Here is a 25,326-nt window from a genome sequence, read left to right as displayed (position 1 = left end):
CCTGCCATTATCCAGTATTGGATGGAATTCGTCTTTGAAAACATCTTTTCATTTTCATACATGGCGGTGACCGGTTCGGTCATGATGGTTTTGTGCGCTAGCGTCCGGTCGCGGCAGATCCGACGACCTTGCGCACAATTTTTATGCGCTAGTATTCCTTCTCTCCATACTACCAAATTTACCAAAAAAATTAGAAAGGGAGTATACTCATGCTCTACCTCGAAACTTATACTTTCTATTATGCGCACGAAAAACCTGGCCGATGACCAGGTCCTTGTCTAAACCCATGCATTTGAGCATGGAGAGGGAATTGGATGTAGCTTTCCAACCGTGTTTCTTTGAATTTACTTAGCGGTTATGACACGATTTCAAATACGGACACTATCACTTTTCCACCCCATATCCTTCCCTTTTTGTTCTACTTTGTGCTGCCTTCTACTTTTTCTGCCTTACTGCGGTGGAGCGAACTTCTCTTTGCTACCACTCGCTTGGATTGATACCAATTCGTCATCTTCTCCTCTGTAAAGATGAAATATATCGTTATAGACACGATTCCACTTCCCATCGTATCTGTAACGATGAAATATATCTTTACAGCTTGCGCACTGGCTATATGTTGTCGCACACTTTGCAACAATATGAATCTGAATTGGCTTCATCCACTCCTATTGGAAAATGTACAGTATTCTAAGGGAAGGTAGCTGAAAAGTGGATCTCTCATGCCCAGAAACTTATACTTTATATTTTAAAAAAAGGGTAAGCTTCGCTCACCCTAAAAACAACAACGTATAAATTTTTATATGTTAAAGATAGACAGCCGGAATACACATCATTCCAACTGTCCTCTACTTCGAAGCAAGCTCAGCAATCTGAGCTGAAAGCAGCACATGTGCGCCGATCTGGCCTGACTCTGCGGATTTAATTAATCCCTTAGCTATCGTTTTCGCATGGATCGGCCGATACGTACGTAGTCTACCTATCATAAGCGGGGAAATGGCTCGCGACACCACACTCCCCCATTTCTCACCCCATCGAGTCTCATCTCGATCACCTAGAATGAGTGAAGGACGAAGCATGTAAAGCGCACGCAGCTTAAGCTCTCTAAGACCCTCCTCCACCTCCCCCTTCACCTGATTGTAGAAAATCGAGGATTTTCGATTCGCTCCCATCGCGGTTACAATGGCAAATACATCTGCCTTTCCTGTACTTGCCATCTGACCCAATTTCATAGGGTACGCCAAGTCTACTTTTCGAAACTGCTCTTGAGATCCTGCCTTCTTAATCGTCGTACCTAACGTGCAAAATACATGAGCATGTTCCATGATAGACGGTTCAATAAGGGCATCTAGATTGCTAAAATCGGTTACAATTTGAACCAATTTCTCTTTTCCGCTGAGATGACTAATTTGCATATTTTTACGAACCAGTGCAATCACTTTCGTGTATGCCTGATCTTCTAGAAGCAGCTTAATCAGCTCACGACCAACTAATCCGGAACCGCCTGCTACAATGGCCGTCTTTCCCATAGAAACCCTCCTAATTAAACTTCCCAATCGTTTCTCAGCTTCTCATAAAGGTGGACTAAGTATGCGGCAGAATCCAGTGTAGACCCTAGGTCATGTTCTAACTTCTTAGCAAAATGTTGAGCAATTGGTACGGCTAACTCCTGCAATCTTACATGATGCATCGTCGGTATTCGCTCGACCCAGGCTTGTAAAAGCTGCCAGTCTATCGCATTGATCTCTTGTCTCTTGGCTTCCTCTATCTCCAAAATGAGGATGGGGTAATTCTTTTTGGAGATTGCTTTGTCAATATGTTTCCGACGTTTCATTCGCTCTAAACGAGCTTCAATCACAACAATGGTTCCGGCTACCATATCCCCGATGCGCTTATCTTTTGAACTAAAGATGATACTGAGAGTACCAATGAAGTAGAAAGTTGGCATTATATCCAGCAAACGAAATAAGTTACGAATCAAAATCGATAATAAGGTTGCAGACTGCCCGTTATTTTGGAGCACGCGGAGTCCTAGAATTCTTTTTCCAGGCGTTTGCCCCCCCATGAAAGCTTCTGTACAGACAAAATAGCCTAAGTTCACGACAACCCAAAGAATGAGGGCAATCGCGATCAAATAATCTGCAAGAGCAGGCAGCCAATCACCCGAATATAACCTGCTTATCAAAATAGCAAAAACGAATAAAAGGCCATTCATCACAAGCAAAATCAAACAATCAATTATATGCGCTAATGCCCTGCTCCCAATGCCTGCGGTTTGAAATTGCAATTGCACCTGCTCAGGTGTAACAATGGTTAGTTCTTTATCCAGAGACTCGTTCATAGCATCTCCTCATGATTTCAAAATTATGGTAGCGACTGTCATTGATATGCTAAAATGAACAAGCAAAACTCAAAGCTCATGCTTACGATTGCCAGTTTTCTACGAAAACTCAAAGCTCATGCTTACGATGCAAGTTTTGCTAAAGCAAAACTTTTAGCTTATGCTTACGATGCCAGTTTTCTACGAAAACTCTTAGGAGGCCCCCCATGAATATCTCGCGCTTTATTCGAGAACATAAATCGCAATGGACAGAGCTTGAGCAGCTGCTGATTCAGCTTAATAAGCGAAAGAGCAGCTTGCAGGCCAGCCATGTGAATCGATTCACTGAACTTTACAAAGTCGCATCCGCTCATCTTGCTACCTTACAAACTCACATGCCTGCGGATGAAACAACCCTATATTTGAATCATCTCGTATCACAAGCCCATAATGCGATGTATAAAGAAAATAACAAAAGCAGTAAACAGATGAAGGAGTTCTTCCTCCACTACTTTCCATCGCTAATTCGCGCGAGAAGTGTTTTTGTAGGCTTTGCTCTTTTCTTATTTTTGCTTGGTGGGCTGCTCGGCTTCCTGTCCGTATGGAACGATCCTTTGAATTTATCCATGATCATGCCTGGGGCAATGGCCGATAGTTTTGACCCTTCCAAAACTGCCGGTCCGCGCGGGGACCTGCACTCCCCACTCGTATCCACAGCCATCATGACGAACAACATTCGGGTCGCCGTTCTCGCCTTCATAAGCGGTGTAACGCTTGGGATCGGGACTATCTATTTAATGATAAGCAACGGGCTTATTGTAGGAGCTTTAGCCGCTGTCTTCATGAAATCCGGGAAAAGCTATGTATTCTGGGCCTACATATTGCCGCATGGCATTATTGAGCTTACCGCTATTTTCATCGCTGGCGGCGCCGGTTTGTATATGGGGTATCGATTCTTCGTTCCAGGACCCTATCCGCATAAGCTGCGCTTTCTGGAGTCGGCCAAGGAATCCGCCCTGCTCCTGATCGGCACAATTCCTTTATTCATAATTGCAGGGATTATTGAAGGTTACATTACACCGTCCACGATGTCCCTTGAGATTAAATATCTCATAGCCGGAGTGACTTTATTGTTGCTCGCACTCTATTACGGATATGGCATTAGCAAACGATCTAAACAAAAACAATTAATGCTATAAACGATCTCGCGATTTCAACTCCAAATACGCATTAACAGCGCTTAGTGTCAGTTGGTCGGCAGGGACATCCATTACCGGGATGCCTCGGCCGGCCATTTTGGTTACATAGGCGTAACGGTCTGTCGTAAATTGGTGGGCAATACTTTGCCGATAAGCCTGGCGGCTATCCTCAGCGCGAATACGCACCCATTGATGAAGCAGCGGATCCTGCAAGGACAAGAGCAGCACATGGTGACTTCTGCGCAACCGCTGCACATAAGGCAGCATCTCTTGATCATACAGATAACTTTCCATATCGGAAAATAGCACGACAAGCGAGCGTTTTTTCAGAAAACGAAGCACATGAGAGAAGGCTATCTGTGTGTTCGACTCCACGAAATCCGTACGCAGATCATAAACTGCCCTCGTTAGCGCCTGAAGATGGGGAAGTCCTTTTCCAGCTGGCACGTACACTTTCACTTGGCTCGCATAAGCAATTAACGCTACTTGATCCCCTTGTTTAAGAGCTACGGCAGCAAGTGTTAATGCAGCTTCCAGTGTCCGGTCAAGCTTCACTTGTCCCTCCAGCTCGACAGCCATTTGCCGGCCACAGTCGAGCACTAGGGTCACAATCTTTCCTTTTTCCGGCTGAAAAAGATTCGTCATCAACTTCGTTGTACGAGCAGACGCTTTGCAATTGATATGTCTAATATCATCGCCTTGCACATAATCACGGATATAATGAAACTCCGAGCCGCTGCGCTGCTTTTTGAATAGCCGCTGACCTTCTAAAATTAATGCATCCTGTACAGCGCCTAGTACACCTCGTACCTGAGATAAATCAGGATAAATATCAATCTTATCTACTTGTTTCAATCTCACTTGCTTCTTCCAAAGCCCCATGCCTCCGAAGTAGCGCAAAAATACGTGTTCGAAGATGTATTCCCCTCTTTCGAGAGCCAACGTTGTGTAAAAGAATGAGGCTGAGGTTCCTCGGAACACACCGCTCATATGATTACGGACCATACTGAATGTTTGGGGCAAATGATCCATTAATTCAACGTGAACGGACGGCTGTTTCTCGGATTCAAGCTCAAGACTCACCTCAAAGCTTTTTCTGACATCCATCTGATCTGGAAGATCTCGCCGGATTCCCCAACTGCTGCGTTTAGGAAGCAGCATAAGATCAACACCACTTAGCACGCAGAGCAGGGCATTCCAGCTCCAGAATACAGGTAAGGCGGCATCAAAAATAGAAGCTATTAATGTGACTACAGCACCTACGAATACGAGTACAAGGAATCGGTTCGTTGGCAGGATAAAGTCCTGAAGCAGGAATTTACCGAGGAACCGGAATAGAGCCGAGCGTCTCTTGGATGATGTGGTCACTTGTTCCGCCCTCCAATTCCGCTTGCGGTGTTAACAGCAGTCTGTGCCGCAGCGCAGGCCGCGCTACAAGCTTGATATCGTCAGGCGTCACATACGTTCGTCCATCCAGTAAAGCCCAAGCTTTGCTAGCCATCAGCACGGCAATTCCCGCCCGGGGACTAGCCCCAAGCTGTACGCGCTTAGACTCGCGGGTTTTGCGAATCATTGTGGCAATATAGGTGTATAAGGATTCCTCCACAACTACATCGGAAAGACGGCGTTGAAGCTCCGTGATGCGTTCCGAGGTCAGTATGGCCGCGAGTGACTCCTCTTGATGCTGCCCGAACGGTACGTGGCTGCGAAGAATTTCTACTTCAGCTTCTTCGCCTGGATAATCAAGCACCAGCTTGAATAAGAAACGATCGAGCTGCGCTTCCGGAAGAGGATAGGTACCTTCGTACTCGACCGGATTTTGAGTGGCTACGACAAAGAACGGATTAGGCAGCTTGTACGTATTCCCCTGAATCGTGACCTGCCGCTCTTCCATCGCTTCAAGCAAAGCCGCTTGAGTCTTCGGTCCGGAACGGTTAATTTCATCAGCTAATAGAACATTCGTGAAAATAGGACCTTGAATCGTTGTGAATGAATGATCCTGCATATGGTAAATGACGCTGCCCGTAATATCACCGGGCATCAGGTCTGGCGTAAATTGAATACGGCGGTAATCGCCGCCTGATAATTCTGCAAGGGTGCGCGCCATCTTGGTCTTTCCTAGACCCGGCACACCTTCAAGCAGTACATGACCGCCAGCCAATAGGGCGGTGACGAGCAGCCTTATATTCAGCTTTTGGCCGAACAAGCGCTGCTCCATTGATTGGATTAATTCATTCATTGCGCTCACTCCTTCTCCAAGTAGGCGATCATTTCGCCCATTTCCCGCGTTCGCTGCACGAACGCCCCACTACTCACGCCCCGCTGCTTCGCAGCGCGGGGCCCAGCTGAGCCGCCGCTAGCAGGCGGCTCCTCCAGCAGACGCGCGAGCTGCGCCGCCTGCGCCTCAGACATACGGCCGCGCGCAGCTTCCGCGGCCTGCAGAGCACTTGCGCTGGGGCTGAGCCCCCAGCGCTGATGCAGCAGCTGCCGCAGGAACAGCTGCTGGTGCGCAAGCGCCTCGTGCTGGTAGCCGAGGCGCTCGTACCAAGCGGCGACGGCGTGCACGCCTTCGTCGCCGCGGCGAACCGTCCACGCCCGCGGCGTGTAGACGGGGCCAAAGCGCTTGCCGCGCAGCCAGAGCCACAGCAGCAGCGCGAGACCAAGCTGCACGCTCGCGAGTACGAGCCACGCGGGATAGACGGCAAGCAGTCCGGGCTTCGTCCCGAAGCCGTGATGGGTCTCATCGACCCATACGGCGTCCCAGGACTTCGCGAACAGCGGCCAGATCAATTCGAAATGGGACTCCTGATCAATCGTCCCATTCTGCATCCAATTCGGGGTCAGCACCACGGTGATGCTGCCCGAACCTTCTTCTATACGGCTGGCGAGCACGCCGTGTTCATCTTCGAACAGCACCCGCCCGATTCCACCAGGCTTAATCCGGTACCGTGTATCCACCCGCCCCGTCAGCAAGCCACCGGCTGACGAATAATCCGGCGATACCCTAATCGTCGAGACAGACGCACTTTCTTTCGTACTATCTTTCGTACTATCTTTCGCACTTTCTTTCGTACTTTCTTTCGTGCTATCTTTCGTACTTTCTTTCGTACTATCTTTCGCACTTTCTTTCGTACTATCTTTCGCACTTTCTTTCGTACTCTTTTCCGTACTCTTTTTCGTACTCCCCGTCCCACTGTCCCCCGCCAACACAGTCCCCCAAGGCTCCCACCCTTCGGGATTGCGATCAAACAGAACAACATCATTCCCCTTCCGAACCCAATCGAGCAGCTGCGCTCGATCGGCCTTGGTCACACCAGACGGCTGTACGACAACCAGCAGCATCGCTTTACCGTTAGGGAGGTTCTTCCAGCTCAAACGCCATTCCTTAACAGCCTTCTGCTTCGTACTCAGCAGCTCTTTCCAAGCCTTCGTGCCGTCGATATCCGCCGAGAAGGACAGATAAGGAGGTTGATCTGGGAGCTTTGGCTTCACAAGCCAGTAGCCTAACACGAGAAATATCAGGATGCTGAATACTAGTCCCACATGAAGCTTATTCAGCCCTCTCATGTGCAGCCCCCTCCTCCCTTCTGATAACAACGGCAACCTGTTCGTATATGGAAGTGAACTGCTCCTCTGTTACGACTTCCTTGCCATACCAAATACGTTCAAACAAAACCGAACTATCATGGAACAAGGGGACTAGGGAAGACGCTGAACCTTCCAGCTCCTCCGCATACTCCCAGTTCGTCTTCCATTTCTCCACACGGATCATTCGTTTAGCTTCCATGAAGAACAAAAACGACAGAAAGACCGATCGTACGCCCTCTCGTAAGTCACCGGTTCCCCTTAGCTCTGCAGCTTGCTGCCAATAGAAGCGATAAGAACGGCTTATTTCCCCTACAGGCAAGTAAGCGTCAGAGCGGATTCTCTTTTGCCAAATAATTTGCTTCACGAACCAATAAATCGCGAATGCTGCAATTCCAAGAAGTGTAACGACAACACCAATGGTCAGCCAGTCCGTTACCGAATCAGAAACTTGAAAATCTGGCAACCAGCTCTTTATTTTACGAAAAAACGGCTTCAACCAAGCCCAGATAGAGCCGTTCTCTTTGACCTCATAAGCCGTGTATTCGCTTTGATTTAAGATTTGTTCTAATTGCTCTTTATCCTCTTGCAAAGAAGTCGCGAGAACTGCATTAATCATTCTTTTTATCCAAGTCTGTCGGACGATGATCTTCAAAAGTATCAAACGGCTCCAATTCTTCCGTTGGTTCCGATGAAGAAGTTTGCAGGGTACTTTCAATCAACGATTCTAGTCCTAAACCCTCATTACGAACCTTGAGATCGAAGAAGCTAACTGCATAAGGCAGCACCCATAGAGGTGTAACCAAGATTGAAATTAAACTTTGCAATAACTGCCCGCCAAGTCCTAAACCAAAAATTGCAACAATAATCAAATCAATGACGGCTAAGAAAAGATACAAAATGAGCGTAAGTACAAAATACATCAGGAATAAACGCCAGAAGCTCTTGCGAGTCAATTTCCAACTGCGGCCTAGACCAATAGACTCTTCATCCAGCGCGACAAAAGGCAAATAATAACACCAGCGAATGAAAAAATAGGAAAAGGTAAAGATCGCCCCGAGACCAAGGATCACGAAGAATATGATGGATAATGCTAACGCGCCTCCACCAAAACCTACTACTTTATTGGACAAGTTTCCTCCTAACGCAAAGACGATAGCAAAAATGACAATTATTATAGCAAGGGCTATGTATATTCCGAACATGATAAGTGCATCCAAAAACGTGCTTCCTGCTAATGGCCAAAATCGGCGGAACGATTTGCGCAATAGCCCCCCGACTCCCGGTATCTCTTCGCCGAAGAGGTTTGTTTTAACCAGATGTAAGACTGAAGCTATCGAAGCTGGCATAAGGCCAAGAATCATGATTGGCAGCAACACCAGCACGAAGAGCAGTACTTTCCCTACGTCTATCGGCGTTTGTTTATTTTGCATGAAAGAACCAGATCTAAACAAATCCTGCATGGATGCTCCGCTGCGGATCTGGTCAAGAATGGATGATGACGTACTAACCGCCGTCTCTTGATACGTAAGCAGTTGCTCTAGTAAGTAAAATGGACCATACAAGATCAGCATGATCAATGTCAACGTCACAAAATGCTTACGGTACAACTGGAAACTGCGATCTAATATTCTTCCAATTCCCATTGGTCTTAATGATGCGTTTTGCATGGAGAACCCCCTAAATGTTGGTAATTCAAATACTCTTTGACTATTATACACCAAACCCTCAAATTTCTGACCATCAAATTCTACACAAAAAACTAGATCAATACCTATCATCGATCTAGTTCTACTCTGTTTCTTCCACCGGATTTCGCGCGATAGAGGGCATGATCGGCTCTAGAAACCATATCTTCAAGTACCATCGTACCGAATACCAGTGTAGACGAATATTCAGCTACGCCTATGCTCGCTGTTAGTTGTACAATAACCCGCTCATCCGTGTATGGTTCTTCCATGATTTGTCTTCTTAGATCCTCTGCCAAGCTTACACTTTCTTGTGCATTTTTACGCATAGCAAGCAGGATAAACTCTTCACCTCCATAGCGTGCAACAATCGTATCGGTTCCTGAATATCGTTGTAGGATAGAAGCAACATGTTGAAGAACACGATCACCCACCAAATGCCCATAGGTATCATTGATTTTCTTAAAATGGTCAATATCGAACATCATAACAGAGCACATTTGCCCAGCAGCAATACAGGCTTGAAGCTGTTTATTTCCTTCTTGCATCATATAACGGCGATTATGAATCTCAGTCAGTTGATCCACCAATGCGGAATGCTCCAGTAGGGAAATATTCGCCTTGAGCTTATCAGACATCAGGTTGAATGTATTGACCAGCTGCCGCAATTCAATCGGTGCCATTCGAATTTTATCCGCATCAATCTGATAGTCGTAGTTCCCGCTCTGAATAATTTTAGTACCGCGAAGCAAGTAGCGAATCGGCCTCTCCATTCTAGATGCAATCGTAACAGCAGCAACGATGCTGAAAATAAGTGCGATAAGTGAAATGATAACGATCGCTATACTTAATTGATTTAATTTTTGAAATACTTCTCTCTGCGTGATCTCACCTACGACGACCCAGCTTTTTCCCGTAGACCATTTATATTGACCATATACCCTTTCACCGCGAAATCCGATGTAGGAATTACTCGAGGCGCTCCCTGTCTTGGCTCTTTGCATAATTTCAGTTTTCATTGGGACATTGGCGAACTCTTCGCTTTTGCTTATATCATTTGAAGCTGTGACAATATTCCCGTCCGAGTCCAATACATAAACTTCCCCGGTTTCACCAAAACTTAGCTGCGCCAATATTTTATTCAACATATCCAGTGTTACTATTCCTAGCACAGCACCTTTAAAATCATCATGGTCGCCAAGCACAGGGGCTGAGAACGTAATGACAGGCTTCCCTGAATCTTTGGATATGATAACACCGGAGATAAAGCTTTTCTTCTCAAGCGCTTGTTTAAAATACTGCCTATCTCCAACATAATACGAAATAGCTGGATCTGCATCCGAGCGAATATACCCGTCTTTTTCCACGTAAGCAATCGACGAGAATTCAGAATTCACACGCGAATAATCTTGAAATTCCCTTTTCAAATCGCCTATACGATGAAATTTAGCATGATCCGAAATAGCGAATCGTTTAATCGCATCCAGTTTATCCTGATTCCATCTTTCAATATATATACTTTGCAAAGCAATCACTTGCTTTAATTGATTTTCTGCTTCATCTAGGCGATCTTTCTTCTCTATAAAATAAAAAGGGACAATTATGGAGAAGGCTAGTGTCACGATCACAACTACGATCCATAATTGAAACCTCGTTTTTATCGTTTGATTTGTAAAATGGGAAAACATGGGTCTCATTCTGATGTTTGCTCCTCTTCATCCCTTATTTCATCATTATACCTTATATTAGGACAAGAACAGACAATTTTCTCCTATTTTAAACATAAAAAAGCTCTCATCCGAATAGATTTGAGCTTCAGTTTCGAGCTGCTGCGCATTGAAAAGCGTGCTTTTTTCGCTTATGCTAATTTGTAAGCAGAAATGAGGTCATTTTTCCTATGAAAATTCTTGTACTCACCGAAAAACCAAGCGTCGCCAAAGAAATTGCCCGTGTCCTTGGATGCAACCAAAAGCAAAAACACCATTATGAAGGTGCCAAATATGTCGTCACTTGGGCACTGGGCCATCTCGTTACCCTTGCCGAGCCCGATGATTACGATCCCAAGTACAAAACTTGGAACCTGGAAGACCTCCCCATCATCCCTGAGCGCATGAAGCTTAAGGTGATGAAGGAAACATCGCAGCAGTACCGGGCGATCGAACAGCTCAGCCGCCGGGGTGACCTTGCAGAGCTGGTCATTGCGACGGATGCGGGGCGCGAAGGCGAGCTCGTCGCGCGCTGGATTATGGAGCTGATCCGCTGGAAGAAGCCGTTCAAACGGCTTTGGATCTCGTCGCAGACGGATCAGGCGATTCGCGAAGGCTTCGCGCAGCTGAAGCCGGGTACAGACTACAACCGGCTGTATCAAGCAGCCGTCTGCCGTTCCGAGGCCGATTGGCTGATCGGCCTGAATGTCACCCGCGCGCTGACCAGCAAGTTCGGCGCGTCCTTGTCTGCTGGGCGTGTGCAGACGCCTACGCTAGCTATGATGATCAACCGTGAAACGGAAATCCGGGATTTCCGTTCCGTCGACTATTGGTTGATCGAGGCCGATCTGGGCTCTTTCCGCGCGGTGTGGCGGGACCCCAAAACAGGTGATACGCGCATTTTTGACCGCGATCGCGCTGATGCCTTAAAAGCGAAGCTGCAGGGCCAGAACGGCAAAATCCTGCACGTGCAAAAAACTGAGAAGCAGATTCCGCATCCGCTTGCTTATGATCTAACCGAATTGCAGCGCGATGCGAACCGTAAATTTGGTTTCTCAGCCAAGCAGACTTCGAATGTGCTGCAAAGATTGTATGAGCAGTACAAGTTGGTCACCTATCCGCGTACCGATTCACGTTATTTGACCTCGGACATGGTACCGACCCTGCTCGGCAGGCTCAAGGGCGCAGCAATTGGCCCCTATGCAGCGCTAGCAGCTCCTTTTATACGCAAACCGTTAACGATTACGAAACGCATTGTAGACGATTCCAAGGTCAGCGACCACCATGCAATTATTCCTACTGGAGAAGCCATATCACTCGCCACCTTAAGCGCTGATGAACGACGTCTCTATGATCTCATTTTGCGGAGATTCCTAGCCTTATTCTCTGGTCCCTGCCGCTATGATGAGACCAAGCTGACTGTGGAAATAGCCGGAGAGAAGCTGTTTGCATCCGGTAAAGTAGTTAAACAAGCCGGTTGGAAAGACGTGTACGGAGCCACTGATTTCACCGATCCAGATCGGGAAGAAACCGAGTCTGATGAGGATTCGGCTCAGTTGCTGCCCCAAGCTGCCGAAAAAGACGCCGTAACCGTCCGTAACGCCCGTCAATCAAGCCGCCAGACGAAACCGCCTGCCAGGTACAACGAGGCCTCCTTGCTTTCTCAAATGGAAAAATGGGGACTCGGCACGCCCGCTACACGCGCTGACATAATCGAGAAACTTGTTTCTTCCGACACCATTGAACGTCAAGGTTCCTTACTCGTTCCGACCGGCAAAGGGACTCAGCTCATAGAGCTCGCTTCAGAGGAGCTGCGTTCTCCTGAGCTTACAGCCCGCTGGGAGCTGGAGCTAGAACGCATTTCCAAAGGCAAAGGAAGCATGGAGCAATTCCTAAGCGGCATTCGCAAAAAAGCAGCCGAGCTGGTTGATGAGGTCAAGAAAAGCTCGGCGGCGTATAAACCGCATAATTTAACGGGGAGCAAATGTCCGGATTGCGGGGAGTTTCTTCAAGAGGTAAAGGGGAAACGAGGCCGTTATCTCGTTTGTTCCAGCCGCGAATGCTCCTATAAACGCGAAGCTGACGGACAACTGACCAACCACCGCTGCCCGCAGTGTCACAAGAAAATGGAAATCCATACCGGCAAATCCGGCAAGTATTTTCAATGCCGTCCTTGCAACGTCGTGGAGAAAATAGACAACGAATCCACCGGCGGCGGCCGGCGCGCCTCTGCCAAAGCGAACCAACAGTTGATCGAGAAGTTTTCCGATCAAACCCAGCTGGGCAGCTCGCTTGCTGACAAATTGATGGCTGCGCTGCAGCAGAAGAAAGACGAGTAGCGTGCATGCAACCGATGGAGTATCTAACTTGAAGATGCTCATTCGTATCCATGAGGACTTCCGCCATTAGGGGAGGTCCTTTTTATTCAAAAGCTCGAGAGAAGTTGATAAACCGAGTCTTTATTGCAGGACACATAAAATACCCCAGTGCGCCATTATTAAAGCTCCTGGGGTATTTATATTGCTATGAGAGGAATCGAAGACCACTATCTTTATCTATTGTTTTTCGCGTATAGCCAGTTATAGTAACTAGCATGCTTAATCTCATCGGTCATGATTTCAAAGATCATATTGCGGTATTCTGGTCGAATGTTCAAATATAGGGTACGATACTTTTCAAACGCCTTTAATTCACCGAATAATGCATTCTCAATACCGCTTAAGTAATCGCTAACATGTTCAATCGGCTCCGTCGCTTCTATTCCGGTAGGTTCCATACCCGTAAGTTGTGTATAAATATTTCGAAACATTTGTCTATGTTTCCTCTCGTCATCTCTAATGCCTGTAATAACTTCCTTTTCTTTCTCCGTAGGGGCAAGCCTTATCAACTCTTGATAGAAGAGCTCATCATTTCTTTCTCCAGCAATGGATTGAAGAATTAAACTCAGCACCATATCTTCACTACGTGCGAAATGCCCCAGGTAACCTTGATATGGGACGTAAGTGGGCGCTTGTAAGGTGTAATACATGTTTTAACACTTCTCCTTTATGGCGTAATCTACACATTAGAATATTCACCCACCACCATTTCGTTCAAAAATAAGTAAGGTTAAATAGAAATTAGAAATACCTATACTTTAGGACAAGGTTATAAATAGTGTTATAATTATTGAATACCGTAAAAGCAAAGGAGCTATCAAAGTGCTTCAATATTTAGGTTTCATAGGTTCATTTCCGATTCGTTCGTACAGTATCTTGTTTGTTCTTGCCATAATATTGGGCTATGGGGTAACTCTTACTTTGGCTAAATTGCAAAAGAAGCATGAGCTCGCAAATCATCTTTCAAATTTATTAGTCCCTATGATGATCGGTGCCATTGTTGGTTCAAGATTTTGGCAAGTTTTCTTGTTTGATTGGGGTTATTATTCCCAGCATCCTGGAGAGATTATTGCTATTTGGCATGGCGGCCTTTCGATTCAAGGGGGAATTGTCGGAGCCGTGTTGGTAGGGATTTGGTATGTTCGTAAACATAAATTATCTTTTTGGGAATTAGCTGACTTGTGTGCTCCCGGATTAATATTAGGGCAAAGTATTGGACGAGATGCAAATCTGATGAATGGCGATGCCTTCGGAGACCCTACGGGTGGAAACTGGGGGATTCTTTATCCTGAAGGCACTATTGCAAGAGATACTTACGGGGATAAGCCTCTTTACCCTGCGGAAGTATGGGAAGGACAAATGGACATTATTATTTTTGCCCTTGTCATGATTCTTCTTCAGCGAAAAATGAAACGAGGATACTTATTTTTAATCACAAACGCAGTCTATAATGCCGGTCGATTTATGCTGGAAATGCTTAGAGGAGATACTCCAAAATATTTATTTCAATGGACAACTGCACAATGGACTGCAGTAGGTGTCATTGTATTATGTATCGTTGCTGGCATATATCTTCACTACAATGGTAAAAAGCGCTCAAAAAATCATTAACCCATGAGGGCTAATGATTTTTTGTTTATTTGGTTAACTTCCCTTTCCAGGACATAATTCCGCCCTGTAAATGAGATAATTCGTTAAAACCATTCTTTTTTAGAATTCTTGCTGCTTGTTTGCTCCTCATTCCACTCCGACAATATAGATATACATGATCATTTTTTTGAATTTCTCCAACTCTTTGTTTCATTTGGGATAATGGTATATTGATCGCACCTGGGATGTAGCCCTGCTTGACTTCTCCGGGTTCACGTACATCAATCAGAACATAATTACGGTTTCCCTTCAATTCATCCTGAAATTGATCCGGCGATAGATTGTTTAGACCTTTTACGCTTGCAAACCTGGAATAAATAAACCAGACTAAAAACGCTAACGCTATTATATTAAAAATGGATGTATAATCCATACCCTACCTCTTTCCTGATCCTCTTAGCGGCTTTTCACTAGCAACTCAACAGCCTGTTTAACCATTTTGCTCGAATCTCTCCCAGCTTCCTGCTCCTCAAGGATACACTTCTCCAAATTGACCGCAACAATGTAGGCAATCGCTTTATCCGCAGCGCTCCTGACTGCTGAAATTTGGCTAACAACATCCTTGCATTCCTGTTCTTCCTCCATCATCTTTAAAATACCCCGAATTTGTCCTTCAACACGCCTTAATCTCTTTTTCACATCATCATCGTATTTCATATTCTGACTTCCTTTCATTGATACCCGTATAGGTATATTATCGCTGAAATGACTCACGAAAACAATATAAAGGAAGGGGAAGAAAAGGTTAGATAAACAAATTTACTCTAGCATCCGCAGCATCTCCTAAATACGCGGCAACCCCTGCATATTCAATGCCATCTAGCAGCTCTTCCTGCTGCAAACCGAGCAAGTCCATTGTCATTGTACAAGCAACCAGTTTAACGCCTTGTTCTTGAGCTAATTCAATTAATTCCGGCAGAGACAAAGCATTATGCTTTTTCATTACATGCTTAATCATTTTTGGACCCACGCCGCCGAAATTCATTTTGGAAATTCCAAGCTTTTCAGCTCCGCGAGGCATCATTTTTCCAAACATTTTCTCCAGGAATCCCTTTTTCACCCCAATTTTTTGATCCTTTCGAAGTACGTTCAGCCCCCAAAAGGTAAAGAAAATCGTGACTTCGTGATCATAGGCGGCAGCTCCATTTGCGATAATAAATGCGGCAATAGCTTTATCTAGCTCTCCACTAAAAAGTACAATTGTTGTTTTCTCTTTGTTATCTTCCATGCTCCCACATCCTTTTGTAATATACTTGTACGCGTATAGGTATATAAAATGGTCAAAAAAATTAGACACCAAATTTTTAGATAACTCACTTATCAGTTAGATAAGGTCATGATCCTTTTTTTACAGTAAATGTGAAGATCCCATCTTCTTCTTTTGCATCAATGAGTTCGTGTTTCGTTTGATTGACCCAAGCCTGGAAATCTTTCATCGACCCTTTGTCCGTAGTTTGCAATTCCATGATCTGTCCTGACTCCAAAGAATCGATCCCCTTTTTTGCTTTGACAATTGGCAGTGGACATGCCAATCCCTTAGCGTCAACAATCAAATCTACCATGATAAATTCCTCCTTTTGATTTGAAAATTCAGTTAGTCTTTTTCAACGTCATGAACCCACTGCAACATACCTGGCGTTACATTCTTAATACGTTTAAACCCTTGTTCCGTTAGCATTTGGCATGCCATATCACTTCGGTTCCCGGTACGACATACAACATAATATTCATTGTTTGGATCAAGCTGGGTCATCTTCACTTCGAGTTCGCCTAAAGGAAGCGATATTGCCCCCGGAATACGTCCGAAAGCATATTCGGCTGGCTCCCTAACATCAAGGATATTAAGTTTCTCTCCAGCATCTACTCTAGCTTGTATCTCGGCATTCGTTGCGGTATGAGGAAATTTCATCTCCGCTTTTGTTCTAGATGCTTCAGCTTTGCGAATGAAATGCCGATATATACCATTTTCCTCTTTTAACCCTACGTATTGATGTCCTGTACGACTTGCCCAGCCCTTTAAGTCTGCCACCGAGCCTTTATCAGTCGCACGAACTTCTAATACTTCGCCAGGATTCATATCATCTATCGCCTTTTTGGTACGAACCACTGGAAGCGGACAAGCAAGTCCTTCACACTCCAGCGTACGATCTACGTGCAATGCAGTCATAGGCTATGGACCTCCATTATTATAATTTGAATTGATTTATTTCCCGTACTTCATTTCGCCAGACCATTGGGACATGCCACCAGACATATTACCAGCGTGATAGCCTACACTTAGTTTCCTCCATATATTCATTTTGTTTTGTCATCATGAACGGCACAACGGTTTGGTCCAATCTCCATTTCTCGCTGTTCTTCCATTGTCGGACTTATTCTCCCCATGTTAGTTAGGCGTATTTCCTGATAGGCATTCGGTTGTGGCGGCAGATTCTCAGAAACGGTGCGTCTGAATTCGGATTCGTCGTGTATGTTTAGACCAGGATTGTCTTTATACAAATCGCCAAGACGTGCAGTTACTTGCCCTCTGTTACCTAATTCCGCAACTGTACCAAAGTGGGCAGGAAGCACGATTAGATCGTCGGATAGCTGCTTATACCGCTCATACAATGTCGTTCTGAGGTCAGTGACCCAATCTTCAGCTTTCCCAGCCAGGTCAGGGCGGCCAATCGACTTCACGAATAAAATATCTCCGGATAGCAAATATTGATTATCAATAAGGAGCGATGTGCTTCCAATCGTATGACCAGGAGAATAAATGGGCTGGATGTTGATTTCTGTTCGCCCAACGACAAGATGGTTGTTTTCTTCCAGTTTTTCATAATCGAACACAACCTCTGTCGCATCCTTTGGCGGTAGCCAGTAAGATCCTCCTGTTTTCTCAGCTAATTGCCGGCCGCCTGAAATATGATCGGCATGGAGGTGAGTATCCAGAGTATGTTGGATGACGGCATGATTTTCTTTGGCAAACTCCTCAAACACCGCGGTAGTCCGAACAGCATCAATAACGGCGGCTTCACCGTTTGAAATCACCATGTAAGACAGACATCCTTTGCCTAACCGTACAAATTGATACAGGGTACCTCCATCTTGCAAGTCGGCAATTTTCACAGGCTCAAGATGCTCACTCCAGGACTTCATACCGCCAATCAAATAAGAAATATGTTGTTTTCCGTTTTCGACCAGCTGTTCAGCTACAAACTTCGATGAACCCTCCTTCGCACAAACCACCAAAACCTCTTGGTCATCCGGGATTTGATCAAGGATCTCATCTACGCCATCCAGAAGCTCAAAATATGGCGCGTTGATGATAGTAACTTTCTCGCCTTCGATCTTCCAATCGTTGAAGTCACTTTCATTCCGAACATCTAAAATAAAAATGGGTATGTGGTTCAAAACCTTTCTCGCTAAACTAGCGGCATTCATTCCTTGTATTTGTTTTTCATCCATGTATAGTCCCCTCCAAAGGTAATAGGTCAGATTACTCTAAAGAAAAATAGAGAACCAAATTTTTATGACAGTCGCCGATATTAAAGCACCCAAAATCCACTGAAGCATCTTAGTGTTGATTTTTTTACTTAGCTTAGCTCCAATAGGTGATGCAATCGTACTTGCAACAACAAGCACAGTGGATGGAACTAGAAGCATATGTCCCCCCAGTAGCTTTCCTGTGGTAGAGCCAATGGAAGATATAAAAGTTATGGCTAAGGATGATGCGATAGCAACCCTAGTTGGAATCTTAAGAACGACCAGCATCACCGGCACCGTTATAAAAGCACCCGCCGCGCCTACGATCCCTGATACCATCCCGATGATTAAAGCTAAAATAACCGCTAGAGGCTTATTAAATGTAATATTACTTACATCTTTGATATCTTTTCCTCTCTTTGGTAAAAGCATCATAATGGCAGCAATCAGCGCCAAAATAGCATATACGAGATTGATTAGTGAACTTGGTAATGTGTTGGATACAAAACTACCCAAAAAGCTGCCAATTATAATTGAGACACCCATGTAAAGCACCAAGGATTTATTTAGAAGCCCCCCTTTTCGAAACACCAGCATCCCCATTAAACTCGCGAAGAACACCTGAATTGCACTGATTGCAGATACTTCCTGCGGGGTAAACGTCGCAAATCCTAATGCTACCGGTATAAATAACAACATCGGATAGTTAATAATGGAACCGCCGATTCCCACCATTCCCGAAATAAACGAGCCTAATAATCCAATTGTGAAAATAGTTACGATCCATGCTAAATCCATAAGGCACTGCCTTTCCTTTTTCATTAGAACATGTTAAGGCTCTTTATATACCCGTAGGGGTATATAAATTTGCAAAAAAAATTCTCCTTCCTCATACCTATTTAGTAGATTTCCTTGTTACACCACCTTTACAATCCCTTATATACCAATACCCGTATGGGTATATTAATAATATAATAAAATTTTTCATTTACGTCAACCCTGAAATTACAAACTCAATGGACTCATTGTTTGACTTAGAAAGGGCAACATATTCAATGTGTGCTGCAAATGTAACATCATTAACAATACTACTTGCTTAGGGAGGTTATATCATGCAGTGTAACGTTGGGAAAACGGAGCAAGTTATAAGAATTACAATTGGATCGGCTATTGTTCTTGCAGGGGTATATTATAAAAAATGGTGGGGCTTAATTGGGATAGCGCCTATTGTTACGGGAACCACTCGTTATTGTCCAATGAATGCTGTTTTAGGGATCTCGAATTGCAAAGCTAATGGTAAATCCTGAAGAGCATAATTCACACAAATAACGTATCTATATTCTTTTGATGGAAGCCCTCCCCAATGGCTATGAAGCAATCTGCCCTCCCTTTCCAAACAAAAAAACCAAGCGAGACTGGCGTCATCGCTTGGTTTAACTCTATTAACTACTCACAGTTACAGTTCCTTTTACCGCTAGTTGAAGCTGCTCCAAACTCGTAATTCCCAAACTAATGAGCGCTTCTCCCGCTTCCATGTGGACATTCGCTAGCATGTGCATACCCGTATTTGGTACAAGTGATTTGCGGAATTCATGAAACAAGACTGCGTTGTACGTTTTAAGAACCGTCATGAATTCTACCGTTGGAGGGATAAATGAACGGATTTCGGAAGATTTCCAGAAAAAATCCCTCACTAACATAATATCAGCGCCCGTACGCGTCAATTTTCGAATCATCGCAAAAAATTCATCAATCAATATCTGTTTATCAGGCCTCATGTGACCATCCTCCAGTTTAACGTATTCTCGATCAACACCGTCTACTTGAAGGATATCACAAATGGTACTTTTGATCTACCCATATAGTTTAATATACCTACTTTATTGGAATTTTTTCTCCTTTTGGTAACAGCTTATGCCTATAAGAGAGAAACATATCCACTACAAAAAACACCACACCCAAATTAATCGCTAAATCAGCCAAATTCATCACACCATGGCCAGAACGAAACACGATGAAATCGGTTACTTTGCCAAATAATAAGCGTTCGATGCCATTACCAATCGCCCCGCCCACGAAAAATGCGGCACCACACTCTTTGAAGAATCCTTGAATGCTTCCTTTTTTCCGGTAATACAAAATAACAGCAATAATCACAACAGCTAGAATTCCTAAATAGCGAGCTGAGCCCTGAAGCGAACTGCCCGCTGCTCCACTATTTTGATAATGAGTAAACGAAATCAAGTCTTTATAAAACGGCATAGATTCGCCCACTTTTAGGATAGACCGAATCCACACCTTCGTAATTTGATCCACGGCTGTCACCACAAATATGATGAGATAAAATAACATTAGACGCCTCCTCCCGCAAATATCACTTCATAGATCTATTTTACATGATGACACTACTCGACTGCGAATGTTGCTTTTTTATCTAAAAAAGTTAAATACAAATAACTACCTCAGACTGTGTCTGTGATAGCTATTTGCTCCTCTTTTACCATCCTATTAGGTTAAGGACAGAAGTGTTTTTAACAGTTCTCCGGGAGAGTTTACTAAGTAATCTGGTTTTCCGCTGAGCAATAATTGCTGAGAATCATAGCCCCATGTAACGGCAACTATAGGAACGCCTAGTTTCCTGCAAGCCTCGATATCCCTTAATTCATCTCCAACATAGATCATCCGCGAGGGGGAAGTTCCCCATTGTTTCATCACTTTGCGAATGGAATGATGCTTGCCAAAGATATGCTTAGCCGAAATGATTTCCTTGAACGCACCATCCAGCTTGTTATTTTTAAGAATCTGACGAATATTTACCTCGGAATTGGAAGAGAGTATGGAGCTTTTCATCCCTTGTGAGGACACTCTGGCAATAACTTCTTTCATCCCAGGTACAATGTGTAGTGTACGAATATTTTCTTGATAGAGCTGTCTTCCGGCCGTTACTAGCTTTGGAATTTGGAGTACTGGAACACCTAAGCGATCCACTCGTTCAGAGATCGAAAGTGATCTCAGAAGCGCTAGGTCTTGATCTCGAATCCTGCGAAATTGATACTGCACGGCCATTTCATTATAAAGCTTAACAAGCAATGCTCTAGAATCGACCAGTGTCCCATCAAAATCAAAGAGGATGTGTTTTACCATTCTGTCGTATATAGAAATGAAGCCGGACCCTCGGGCGGCACTTGGCGAATTTGATTATGAATAAACTCCTCCAGCGGATCCACAGCGATATGCGGATTGCTAACGACGCGTACATCTTCCCATACACAGGATACACCAATTCCATGTTCATCGGCATCACCGGCAAACATTTTACATCCGCTACAAAATTGCTCCTTCTGTTGGGCGTCAAGCTTCACAATTTTATTACGAAGACAGCAGTAAATTTCATTCTCTGTATTACATACATTAACATGGGTGATTAGAGCCATTTGACTGTCAACTCCTTGCGTTGCTTTGTGTGTAATAGTAAGTTTATCGCGTTATCATTAAGTGTATGACTGTTTTTTGTAAACGGAATAATATTTTTTCTGACAAACTGCCTAAATTTGTTACAATAAGAAAAAAGACAATCTCTTGGAGGAAATCTCATGCAAAACTGGATGCATTATGCCATTCCTTTCCTAATCATTGGTTTTTTTATTTATCGAAGAGCGAAGCGAACCATTGGTTTTCAAAAGTTATCCCGAGGCAATCTCAAATTCCGACTCACTCTTTTTAGTATCCTCGGAGCCATCATCTTCCTTCTGGGCTTTGTCCACCCCATCCATTTCATTGGTTATATCATCGGTCTAGCGGCTGGTATTGCACTCGGACTTACCGCGATTCGCCACACCCTTTTCGAACATCGTACAGACGGATGGTACTATCGCACTCACTTATGGGTCGAAATTACAGTTCTGGTGCTATTCCTTGGCCGGATCGTCTATCGCTTGGCCTTTATCAATCTTTCAACCAACTCAGCAAACATGAATCCAGTAGATCCAGCTCAATTTACCAAAGATCCCCTGACCGCAGGTGTCTTCTTCATCATCGTGTCTTACTACATCTTATTTTTCGGTTATCTACTTCGCGAAGAGGCTAAATTGGGTTCAGCACCTTTGGTCTCAGATGATTCAAGTGATCTTGCGAGTCCACAGGCAAACGTTAATGTGCTTAAGTAATTACTCCAAAAGAAAACAAAGAGCAGTCCAAAACTAGAAAATCTAGTTTTAGACTGCTCTTTGTATGATTGATGGGGAAATTGGAATAATAAGGACTTAACCTTAACAAAGGAGTTCGAAATCCATTGGTTGCGATTTTATACTCGGTTTTATGGTTACTAGCAGCTCTTCGGTTTGCGGATCGAAATTGGGCGCAGTACTATCCAACACTCCTCTTTGCTGCGTTAAGTAATTGTCTCTATGAGCTGATCTGTTATCAATATCAACTTTGGCAAATGGAGCCGAATGGTCTTCCCGTTGCTACGATTCCAATGCTACTGCTTATTCTGATAGGCATGCCTATATCGACTTGGGTATACCTATCGAACTACCCGCGAAATCGCAAACTTCTTTCCCAGGCTTATTACATCATCTATTTCACTGGTATGTTTGTTTTGCTTGAATATGTATCTGTGAAATGTGGATCAATCACGTATCACAACGGATGGAACCTACTTTGGTCTTCGTTGTTCGATATGATCATGTTTATCATGCTGCGTATTCATTATCGCAAACCGTTATTCGGCTTGCTCATGTCGGTACCCTATACCGGATTATTGATGATTATTTTTAATGTAGGTTTTGATAAAATGAAATGAACCTCGTTTTAAGAAGCTGTCATTTCCCAATCAGCAGTGATAATATTCCAGCAGCTATCAACGGACCAACAGGCACACCTTTTAGAAAGGCCACGCCTATTATTGTTCCAACAACAAGACTTGTCACGATTGTAGGGTTGCCGGACATCAAAAGAGCGCCGCGTCCCCCTAGATAAGCTACTAACACGCCAACGACGATGGCAGCGATCGATTTCCAGTGCATGAAGGACTGATAAAGCTCCTTGATGCTGATCGAGCCGCTGGCCAGAGGCGATAAAATCCCAATCGTCAGGATAATGATACCAAGCGAAAGTCCATTCTTCTCAATCCACGGGAAGACTTGGTGCAAATTAACGACTCGAATAAGTAAAAGCACGACGGCAGCAATCGTGATTGAATTGTTACGGCTGATGACACCAAGCAAAGCCAGTAGAATCAGCATAACCGATGGCATATCTAGCTGAGGCAAACCGACCAATCTCCTTTCGCTTTGTAGAGGGCTGAATAGTTTGATTATAGATCTTATCATTTCACAATATCAATGTCTTATCCTTAGGGTCTGGCCCTATTAAGATAGGCTGCCCGCATCCTGACGAAAAAACCTCCGAAAGCGTCTCACCGACGTCCGGAGGTTTTTTTCATTTTAGTTCCATCCTTTAGCGATAACTGATTTCTTTTTATTATTAAAAATCCTGCCAAATAAACTCAATTTCTTTTTTCGTTTGAGTGTGAGCTTAATACCTTCAATCAGTAGTCTTGATCTCAATTCGTCGCGACGATTGAGCGTGTGTAACCTTTTGATGAACTGCTTGTCCATGTTGACCATCCCTCCCAAATGTCTATAAATGAGAAGCAGGACTTCTGAATCCGATAGATACATTATAAGCTTGAATTGAATAAATGTTTGTCACATTGTAGATGAGCGAAACGCTTATTTTGTCGACATTTAGGCAGTTACCAACACATCAGATTTAAAACCTGCGATGCGTCCCCGTTTCTTCAAATTAAATCTTTTTATATGTGTTCAGCAGAAGCCGAAGTTGTTGAATAACAAACCCTACATGTTTACTGTCTCTGCTCAGTCTGCTTGCCATCACGCTACCTTCAAGTGAAGAAACGATAAATGATGATAGGGACTCAACATCTACATCCGATCGGAATTCTCCAACAGATTTCCCATGTTCTACAATACCTTGAACGAGCCCTAGCATCTCCTCATATGCGGCTAAAGCTTTATCGCGCAGTAAAGGAAAGGTGTCATCGCTTTCAACTGCCGTATTTAACAGAGGACACCCTCCTTTTATTGGAGGATTATTAACTGGGTCAATATGCACATGACATACAGCCATTATTTTGTCTATCGCGGTATCCGCATTATGAATGGCCGATGATACTTGCTCCATCAAAACCTGCCCGGCATATTCAAAAGCTTCCACAGCGATTTCATCTTTGCTCAAGAATCTTCGATAAATCCCTCCTTTTGTTAATCCTGTAGCCTCAATGATGTCTTGTATCGATGACCCGGCATACCCCTTTTGATTAAATAATTCAGCTGATTTTATAATAATGTGTTGTCGTGTTTTTTCATCTCTGCGCATTTTTTAGTCCTCCATACATCCCTAATCGCATTTGAAGTATATTGTAACATTTCTCTTGCATTTAACTAAGTATTAGAGTAGCATAAAATAGAACCGAACGGTTCGGTCCGGTATTTTTCTTAAGATTAGTCACCAGAAAGGACAATGAAATTATGAACACTGTAAAAATCATCCGCATTCCAATCCTCCCCATGCACATGATAAATTCCCACTTACTTGCGGGGCCTGACGGATGCATTCTTGTCGATGCGGGACTGCCCGGGTCTGAGAATAAAATTAAAATGGCCTTAGCTAAGGAAAGACTTACCTTCAAAGACATCAAACTCATCGTCGTGACCCATGCACACGTGGATCATGCCGGAAGTGCTGCATTAATTCGTGAGCTGTCAGGAGCACCTATATTGGCTCATGAGGGGGATGCTAAACATTTTAACCGGGAGACGCCAATGACTTTTTGCCCAACCGGTTGGTTTGGCCGTTTATTTATCAAGACACCGCTAATGCTCGAGCCGTATGTCGGTTTTGAACCGGATATTCTGCTTTCAAAGCATGATGTTATTGACTTGAGCAGATACGGAATCCCGGGGATAGTTAAGTACACACCTGGGCACACATCTGGCTCTATCTCTATTGAGCTTGCTTCTAATGAAGCTTTGGTCGGTGACCTTGTCGCTTCAGGAATTTTGTTAGGCGGTATCGTAAGAACCAGTCATGCCATACGTCCACCATTCGAAGATGACCCGTACACAGTAGCACGTGAATTAACCCGCCTGCTTGATTCGGGAGTCGAAAAATTCTACATGGGACATGGCGGTCCATTAAAGGCTTCAGAGATCCATCGTCACGCCCAGACTCTCATGATGCTGCCAAAAAAGTAGAATGTCGACGGAACGCTATCTCTTTGGTGAGCAAAGGCTGCCATAGGATCATCCT

31 protein-coding genes are annotated in these 25,326 nt (G+C 44.3%); 7 read left to right on the top strand and 24 right to left on the bottom strand.

The window, feature by feature from the left end:
- Positions 1 to 418: 418 nt before the first annotated feature.
- The 3 genes from ASG93_RS36845 to ASG93_RS22965 form a co-directional block, all read right to left on the bottom strand.
- On the bottom strand, positions 419 to 550 hold the full coding sequence (locus ASG93_RS36845; RefSeq protein WP_268796046.1) for a hypothetical protein: 132 nt from the start codon (positions 548 to 550) through the stop codon (positions 419 to 421).
- A 295-nt stretch (positions 551 to 845) separates the two neighbouring features.
- Positions 846 to 1,526 (bottom strand): NAD(P)H-binding protein, encoded by a 681-nt coding sequence (locus ASG93_RS22970; RefSeq protein WP_056835666.1) that lies wholly within the window; start codon positions 1,524 to 1,526, stop codon positions 846 to 848.
- Positions 1,527 to 1,540: 14 nt separating this feature from the next.
- Positions 1,541 to 2,338, bottom strand: a complete 798-nt coding sequence (locus ASG93_RS22965; protein WP_056835664.1) for an RDD family protein — start codon at positions 2,336 to 2,338, stop codon at positions 1,541 to 1,543.
- Between the two features lie 206 nt (positions 2,339 to 2,544).
- Between ASG93_RS22965 and ASG93_RS22960 the strand changes: the two genes are divergently transcribed.
- Positions 2,545 to 3,516, top strand: a complete 972-nt coding sequence (locus ASG93_RS22960; protein WP_056835662.1) for a stage II sporulation protein M — start codon at positions 2,545 to 2,547, stop codon at positions 3,514 to 3,516.
- On the opposite strand, the gene ASG93_RS22955 is transcribed toward ASG93_RS22960, so the two are convergent.
- The 6 genes from ASG93_RS22955 to ASG93_RS22930 all read right to left on the bottom strand — a co-directional run bounded on the left by ASG93_RS22955 (position 3,511) and on the right by ASG93_RS22930 (position 10,486).
- A complete protein-coding gene (locus tag ASG93_RS22955; RefSeq protein ID WP_056835660.1) occupies positions 3,511 to 4,884 on the bottom strand; it encodes a DUF58 domain-containing protein in 1,374 nt (457 codons plus the stop codon). The two genes, ASG93_RS22960 and ASG93_RS22955, sit on opposite strands and share 6 nt — an antisense overlap.
- On the bottom strand, positions 4,835 to 5,755 hold the full coding sequence (locus ASG93_RS22950) for an AAA family ATPase (RefSeq protein ID WP_056835658.1): 921 nt from the start codon (positions 5,753 to 5,755) through the stop codon (positions 4,835 to 4,837). Before ASG93_RS22950 ends, ASG93_RS22955 begins: the two co-directional genes overlap by 50 nt.
- Before the next feature lie 5 nt (positions 5,756 to 5,760).
- On the bottom strand, positions 5,761 to 7,083 hold the full coding sequence (locus ASG93_RS22945; protein ID WP_056835656.1) for a DUF4350 domain-containing protein: 1,323 nt from the start codon (positions 7,081 to 7,083) through the stop codon (positions 5,761 to 5,763).
- Positions 7,067 to 7,720: a DUF4129 domain-containing protein gene (locus ASG93_RS22940; RefSeq protein ID WP_056835654.1), complete on the bottom strand. Its 654-nt coding sequence runs from the start codon at positions 7,718 to 7,720 to the stop codon at positions 7,067 to 7,069. The genes ASG93_RS22945 and ASG93_RS22940 overlap by 17 nt, the downstream gene beginning before the upstream one ends.
- On the bottom strand, positions 7,713 to 8,771 hold the full coding sequence (locus ASG93_RS22935; protein WP_056835652.1) for a hypothetical protein: 1,059 nt from the start codon (positions 8,769 to 8,771) through the stop codon (positions 7,713 to 7,715). Before ASG93_RS22935 ends, ASG93_RS22940 begins: the two co-directional genes overlap by 8 nt.
- A gap of 107 nt (positions 8,772 to 8,878) precedes the next feature.
- Positions 8,879 to 10,486 carry a diguanylate cyclase gene (locus ASG93_RS22930; RefSeq protein WP_056835650.1) on the bottom strand — a complete coding sequence of 536 codons (1,608 nt, stop codon included), beginning with the start codon at positions 10,484 to 10,486 and terminating at the stop codon, positions 8,879 to 8,881.
- Between the two features lie 200 nt (positions 10,487 to 10,686).
- Here ASG93_RS22930 and ASG93_RS22925 point away from each other — a divergent pair, with 200 nt between their 5' ends.
- On the top strand, positions 10,687 to 12,834 hold the full coding sequence (locus ASG93_RS22925; RefSeq protein ID WP_056835648.1) for a DNA topoisomerase III: 2,148 nt from the start codon (positions 10,687 to 10,689) through the stop codon (positions 12,832 to 12,834).
- 212 nt (positions 12,835 to 13,046) lie between these two features.
- Here ASG93_RS22925 and ASG93_RS22920 read toward each other — a convergent pair whose 3' ends face one another.
- Entirely contained in the window at positions 13,047 to 13,523 is a 477-nt protein-coding gene (locus tag ASG93_RS22920) for a ferritin-like domain-containing protein (protein WP_056835646.1), read from the bottom strand.
- Positions 13,524 to 13,695: 172 nt separating this feature from the next.
- Here ASG93_RS22920 and lgt point away from each other — a divergent pair, with 172 nt between their 5' ends.
- The gene (lgt, locus tag ASG93_RS22915; protein WP_056835644.1) at positions 13,696 to 14,484 is read left to right on the top strand and encodes a prolipoprotein diacylglyceryl transferase; all 789 of its coding nucleotides are present in this window, start codon (positions 13,696 to 13,698) and stop codon (positions 14,482 to 14,484) included.
- Positions 14,485 to 14,509: 25 nt separating this feature from the next.
- On the opposite strand, the gene ASG93_RS22910 is transcribed toward lgt, so the two are convergent.
- The 7 genes from ASG93_RS22910 to ASG93_RS22880 all read right to left on the bottom strand — a co-directional run bounded on the left by ASG93_RS22910 (position 14,510) and on the right by ASG93_RS22880 (position 18,789).
- Positions 14,510 to 14,896, bottom strand: a complete 387-nt coding sequence (locus ASG93_RS22910) for a rhodanese-like domain-containing protein (RefSeq protein WP_056835642.1) — start codon at positions 14,894 to 14,896, stop codon at positions 14,510 to 14,512.
- Positions 14,897 to 14,919: 23 nt separating this feature from the next.
- Positions 14,920 to 15,180, bottom strand: coding sequence for a metal-sensitive transcriptional regulator (locus ASG93_RS22905; RefSeq protein WP_056835640.1), 261 nt, complete (start codon positions 15,178 to 15,180; stop codon positions 14,920 to 14,922).
- A gap of 88 nt (positions 15,181 to 15,268) precedes the next feature.
- Positions 15,269 to 15,751 carry a DsrE/DsrF/DrsH-like family protein gene (locus tag ASG93_RS22900; RefSeq protein WP_056835637.1) on the bottom strand — a complete coding sequence of 161 codons (483 nt, stop codon included), beginning with the start codon at positions 15,749 to 15,751 and terminating at the stop codon, positions 15,269 to 15,271.
- Between the two features lie 106 nt (positions 15,752 to 15,857).
- Positions 15,858 to 16,085 carry a sulfurtransferase TusA family protein gene (locus ASG93_RS22895; RefSeq protein ID WP_056835636.1) on the bottom strand — a complete coding sequence of 76 codons (228 nt, stop codon included), beginning with the start codon at positions 16,083 to 16,085 and terminating at the stop codon, positions 15,858 to 15,860.
- A 32-nt stretch (positions 16,086 to 16,117) separates the two neighbouring features.
- Positions 16,118 to 16,690, bottom strand: coding sequence for a sulfurtransferase TusA family protein (locus ASG93_RS22890; RefSeq protein WP_056835634.1), 573 nt, complete (start codon positions 16,688 to 16,690; stop codon positions 16,118 to 16,120).
- Positions 16,691 to 16,818: 128 nt separating this feature from the next.
- Positions 16,819 to 17,973, bottom strand: coding sequence for an MBL fold metallo-hydrolase (locus ASG93_RS22885; protein ID WP_056835632.1), 1,155 nt, complete (start codon positions 17,971 to 17,973; stop codon positions 16,819 to 16,821).
- Between the two features lie 36 nt (positions 17,974 to 18,009).
- Positions 18,010 to 18,789 (bottom strand): sulfite exporter TauE/SafE family protein, encoded by a 780-nt coding sequence (locus ASG93_RS22880; protein ID WP_056835630.1) that lies wholly within the window; start codon positions 18,787 to 18,789, stop codon positions 18,010 to 18,012.
- A gap of 314 nt (positions 18,790 to 19,103) precedes the next feature.
- Between ASG93_RS22880 and ASG93_RS22875 the strand changes: the two genes are divergently transcribed.
- The gene (locus ASG93_RS22875; RefSeq protein WP_056835628.1) at positions 19,104 to 19,298 is read left to right on the top strand and encodes a DUF2892 domain-containing protein; all 195 of its coding nucleotides are present in this window, start codon (positions 19,104 to 19,106) and stop codon (positions 19,296 to 19,298) included.
- Between the two features lie 135 nt (positions 19,299 to 19,433).
- Here ASG93_RS22875 and ASG93_RS22870 read toward each other — a convergent pair whose 3' ends face one another.
- From ASG93_RS22870 to ASG93_RS22855, 4 genes are all read right to left on the bottom strand, one after another.
- A complete protein-coding gene (locus ASG93_RS22870; protein ID WP_056835626.1) occupies positions 19,434 to 19,769 on the bottom strand; it encodes a hypothetical protein in 336 nt (111 codons plus the stop codon).
- A gap of 97 nt (positions 19,770 to 19,866) precedes the next feature.
- Positions 19,867 to 20,343: a signal peptidase II gene (lspA, locus tag ASG93_RS22865; protein ID WP_056835624.1), complete on the bottom strand. Its 477-nt coding sequence runs from the start codon at positions 20,341 to 20,343 to the stop codon at positions 19,867 to 19,869.
- 156 nt (positions 20,344 to 20,499) lie between these two features.
- Entirely contained in the window at positions 20,500 to 21,135 is a 636-nt protein-coding gene (locus ASG93_RS22860; RefSeq protein WP_056835622.1) for an HAD hydrolase-like protein, read from the bottom strand.
- Positions 21,129 to 21,425, bottom strand: coding sequence for a hypothetical protein (locus ASG93_RS22855; RefSeq protein ID WP_056835620.1), 297 nt, complete (start codon positions 21,423 to 21,425; stop codon positions 21,129 to 21,131). The genes ASG93_RS22860 and ASG93_RS22855 overlap by 7 nt, the downstream gene beginning before the upstream one ends.
- 159 nt (positions 21,426 to 21,584) lie before the next feature.
- On the opposite strand from ASG93_RS22855, the gene ASG93_RS22850 reads away from it, so the two are divergent.
- Positions 21,585 to 22,157, top strand: coding sequence for a hypothetical protein (locus tag ASG93_RS22850; protein ID WP_056835618.1), 573 nt, complete (start codon positions 21,585 to 21,587; stop codon positions 22,155 to 22,157).
- 125 nt (positions 22,158 to 22,282) lie between these two features.
- A complete protein-coding gene (locus ASG93_RS22845) occupies positions 22,283 to 22,795 on the top strand; it encodes a CBO0543 family protein (protein WP_056835616.1) in 513 nt (170 codons plus the stop codon).
- A 19-nt stretch (positions 22,796 to 22,814) separates the two neighbouring features.
- On the opposite strand, the gene ASG93_RS22840 is transcribed toward ASG93_RS22845, so the two are convergent.
- The 3 genes from ASG93_RS22840 to ASG93_RS22835 form a co-directional block, all read right to left on the bottom strand.
- Positions 22,815 to 23,249, bottom strand: a complete 435-nt coding sequence (locus tag ASG93_RS22840; protein ID WP_414858883.1) for a DUF441 domain-containing protein — start codon at positions 23,247 to 23,249, stop codon at positions 22,815 to 22,817.
- Between the two features lie 189 nt (positions 23,250 to 23,438).
- Complete coding sequence (locus tag ASG93_RS35340) at positions 23,439 to 23,612, bottom strand: hypothetical protein (RefSeq protein WP_156411010.1); 174 nt, start codon at positions 23,610 to 23,612, stop codon at positions 23,439 to 23,441.
- A gap of 187 nt (positions 23,613 to 23,799) precedes the next feature.
- A complete protein-coding gene (locus tag ASG93_RS22835; RefSeq protein WP_056835613.1) occupies positions 23,800 to 24,393 on the bottom strand; it encodes a TetR/AcrR family transcriptional regulator in 594 nt (197 codons plus the stop codon).
- A gap of 152 nt (positions 24,394 to 24,545) precedes the next feature.
- Between ASG93_RS22835 and ASG93_RS22830 the strand changes: the two genes are divergently transcribed.
- On the top strand, positions 24,546 to 25,271 hold the full coding sequence (locus ASG93_RS22830) for an MBL fold metallo-hydrolase (RefSeq protein ID WP_056835611.1): 726 nt from the start codon (positions 24,546 to 24,548) through the stop codon (positions 25,269 to 25,271).
- Positions 25,272 to 25,326 lie beyond the last annotated feature (55 nt).

The organism is Paenibacillus sp. Soil787 (genome assembly GCF_001429545.1).
Classification (GTDB): Bacteria; Bacillota; Bacilli; order Paenibacillales; family NBRC-103111; genus Paenibacillus_E.
The sequence above is the reverse complement of the archived record's forward strand: the minus strand, read 5'-3'. Positions and strand labels throughout refer to the sequence as shown.

Excerpts from the sequence above, each read along its gene's own strand:
- ASG93_RS22970 (WP_056835666.1), bottom strand. The coding sequence starts at position 1,526 with ATGGGAAAGACGGCCATTGTAGCAGGCGGTTCCGGATTAGTTGGTCGT.
- ASG93_RS22965 (WP_056835664.1), bottom strand. The coding sequence starts at position 2,338 with ATGAACGAGTCTCTGGATAAAGAACTAACCATTGTTACACCTGAGCAG.
- ASG93_RS22960 (WP_056835662.1), top strand. The coding sequence starts at position 2,545 with ATGAATATCTCGCGCTTTATTCGAGAACATAAATCGCAATGGACAGAG.
- ASG93_RS22950 (WP_056835658.1), bottom strand. The coding sequence starts at position 5,755 with ATGAATGAATTAATCCAATCAATGGAGCAGCGCTTGTTCGGCCAAAAG.
- ASG93_RS22945 (WP_056835656.1), bottom strand. The coding sequence starts at position 7,083 with ATGAGAGGGCTGAATAAGCTTCATGTGGGACTAGTATTCAGCATCCTG.
- ASG93_RS22940 (WP_056835654.1), bottom strand. The coding sequence starts at position 7,720 with ATGATTAATGCAGTTCTCGCGACTTCTTTGCAAGAGGATAAAGAGCAA.
- ASG93_RS22935 (WP_056835652.1), bottom strand. The coding sequence starts at position 8,771 with ATGCAAAACGCATCATTAAGACCAATGGGAATTGGAAGAATATTAGAT.
- ASG93_RS22930 (WP_056835650.1), bottom strand. The coding sequence starts at position 10,486 with ATGAGACCCATGTTTTCCCATTTTACAAATCAAACGATAAAAACGAGG.
- ASG93_RS22925 (WP_056835648.1), top strand. The coding sequence starts at position 10,687 with ATGAAAATTCTTGTACTCACCGAAAAACCAAGCGTCGCCAAAGAAATT.
- ASG93_RS22920 (WP_056835646.1), bottom strand. The coding sequence starts at position 13,523 with ATGTATTACACCTTACAAGCGCCCACTTACGTCCCATATCAAGGTTAC.
- ASG93_RS22910 (WP_056835642.1), bottom strand. The coding sequence starts at position 14,896 with ATGGATTATACATCCATTTTTAATATAATAGCGTTAGCGTTTTTAGTC.
- ASG93_RS22905 (WP_056835640.1), bottom strand. The coding sequence starts at position 15,180 with ATGAAATACGATGATGATGTGAAAAAGAGATTAAGGCGTGTTGAAGGA.
- ASG93_RS22900 (WP_056835637.1), bottom strand. The coding sequence starts at position 15,751 with ATGGAAGATAACAAAGAGAAAACAACAATTGTACTTTTTAGTGGAGAG.
- ASG93_RS22895 (WP_056835636.1), bottom strand. The coding sequence starts at position 16,085 with ATGGTAGATTTGATTGTTGACGCTAAGGGATTGGCATGTCCACTGCCA.
- ASG93_RS22890 (WP_056835634.1), bottom strand. The coding sequence starts at position 16,690 with ATGACTGCATTGCACGTAGATCGTACGCTGGAGTGTGAAGGACTTGCT.
- ASG93_RS22885 (WP_056835632.1), bottom strand. The coding sequence starts at position 17,973 with ATGGATGAAAAACAAATACAAGGAATGAATGCCGCTAGTTTAGCGAGA.
- ASG93_RS22880 (WP_056835630.1), bottom strand. The coding sequence starts at position 18,789 with ATGGATTTAGCATGGATCGTAACTATTTTCACAATTGGATTATTAGGC.
- ASG93_RS22875 (WP_056835628.1), top strand. The coding sequence starts at position 19,104 with ATGCAGTGTAACGTTGGGAAAACGGAGCAAGTTATAAGAATTACAATT.
- ASG93_RS22870 (WP_056835626.1), bottom strand. The coding sequence starts at position 19,769 with ATGAGGCCTGATAAACAGATATTGATTGATGAATTTTTTGCGATGATT.
- lspA (WP_056835624.1), bottom strand. The coding sequence starts at position 20,343 with ATGTTATTTTATCTCATCATATTTGTGGTGACAGCCGTGGATCAAATT.
- ASG93_RS22860 (WP_056835622.1), bottom strand. The coding sequence starts at position 21,135 with ATGGTAAAACACATCCTCTTTGATTTTGATGGGACACTGGTCGATTCT.
- ASG93_RS22855 (WP_056835620.1), bottom strand. The coding sequence starts at position 21,425 with ATGGCTCTAATCACCCATGTTAATGTATGTAATACAGAGAATGAAATT.
- ASG93_RS22850 (WP_056835618.1), top strand. The coding sequence starts at position 21,585 with ATGCAAAACTGGATGCATTATGCCATTCCTTTCCTAATCATTGGTTTT.
- ASG93_RS22840 (WP_414858883.1), bottom strand. The coding sequence starts at position 23,249 with ATGCCATCGGTTATGCTGATTCTACTGGCTTTGCTTGGTGTCATCAGC.
- ASG93_RS35340 (WP_156411010.1), bottom strand. The coding sequence starts at position 23,612 with ATGGACAAGCAGTTCATCAAAAGGTTACACACGCTCAATCGTCGCGAC.
- ASG93_RS22835 (WP_056835613.1), bottom strand. The coding sequence starts at position 24,393 with ATGCGCAGAGATGAAAAAACACGACAACACATTATTATAAAATCAGCT.
- ASG93_RS22830 (WP_056835611.1), top strand. The coding sequence starts at position 24,546 with ATGAACACTGTAAAAATCATCCGCATTCCAATCCTCCCCATGCACATG.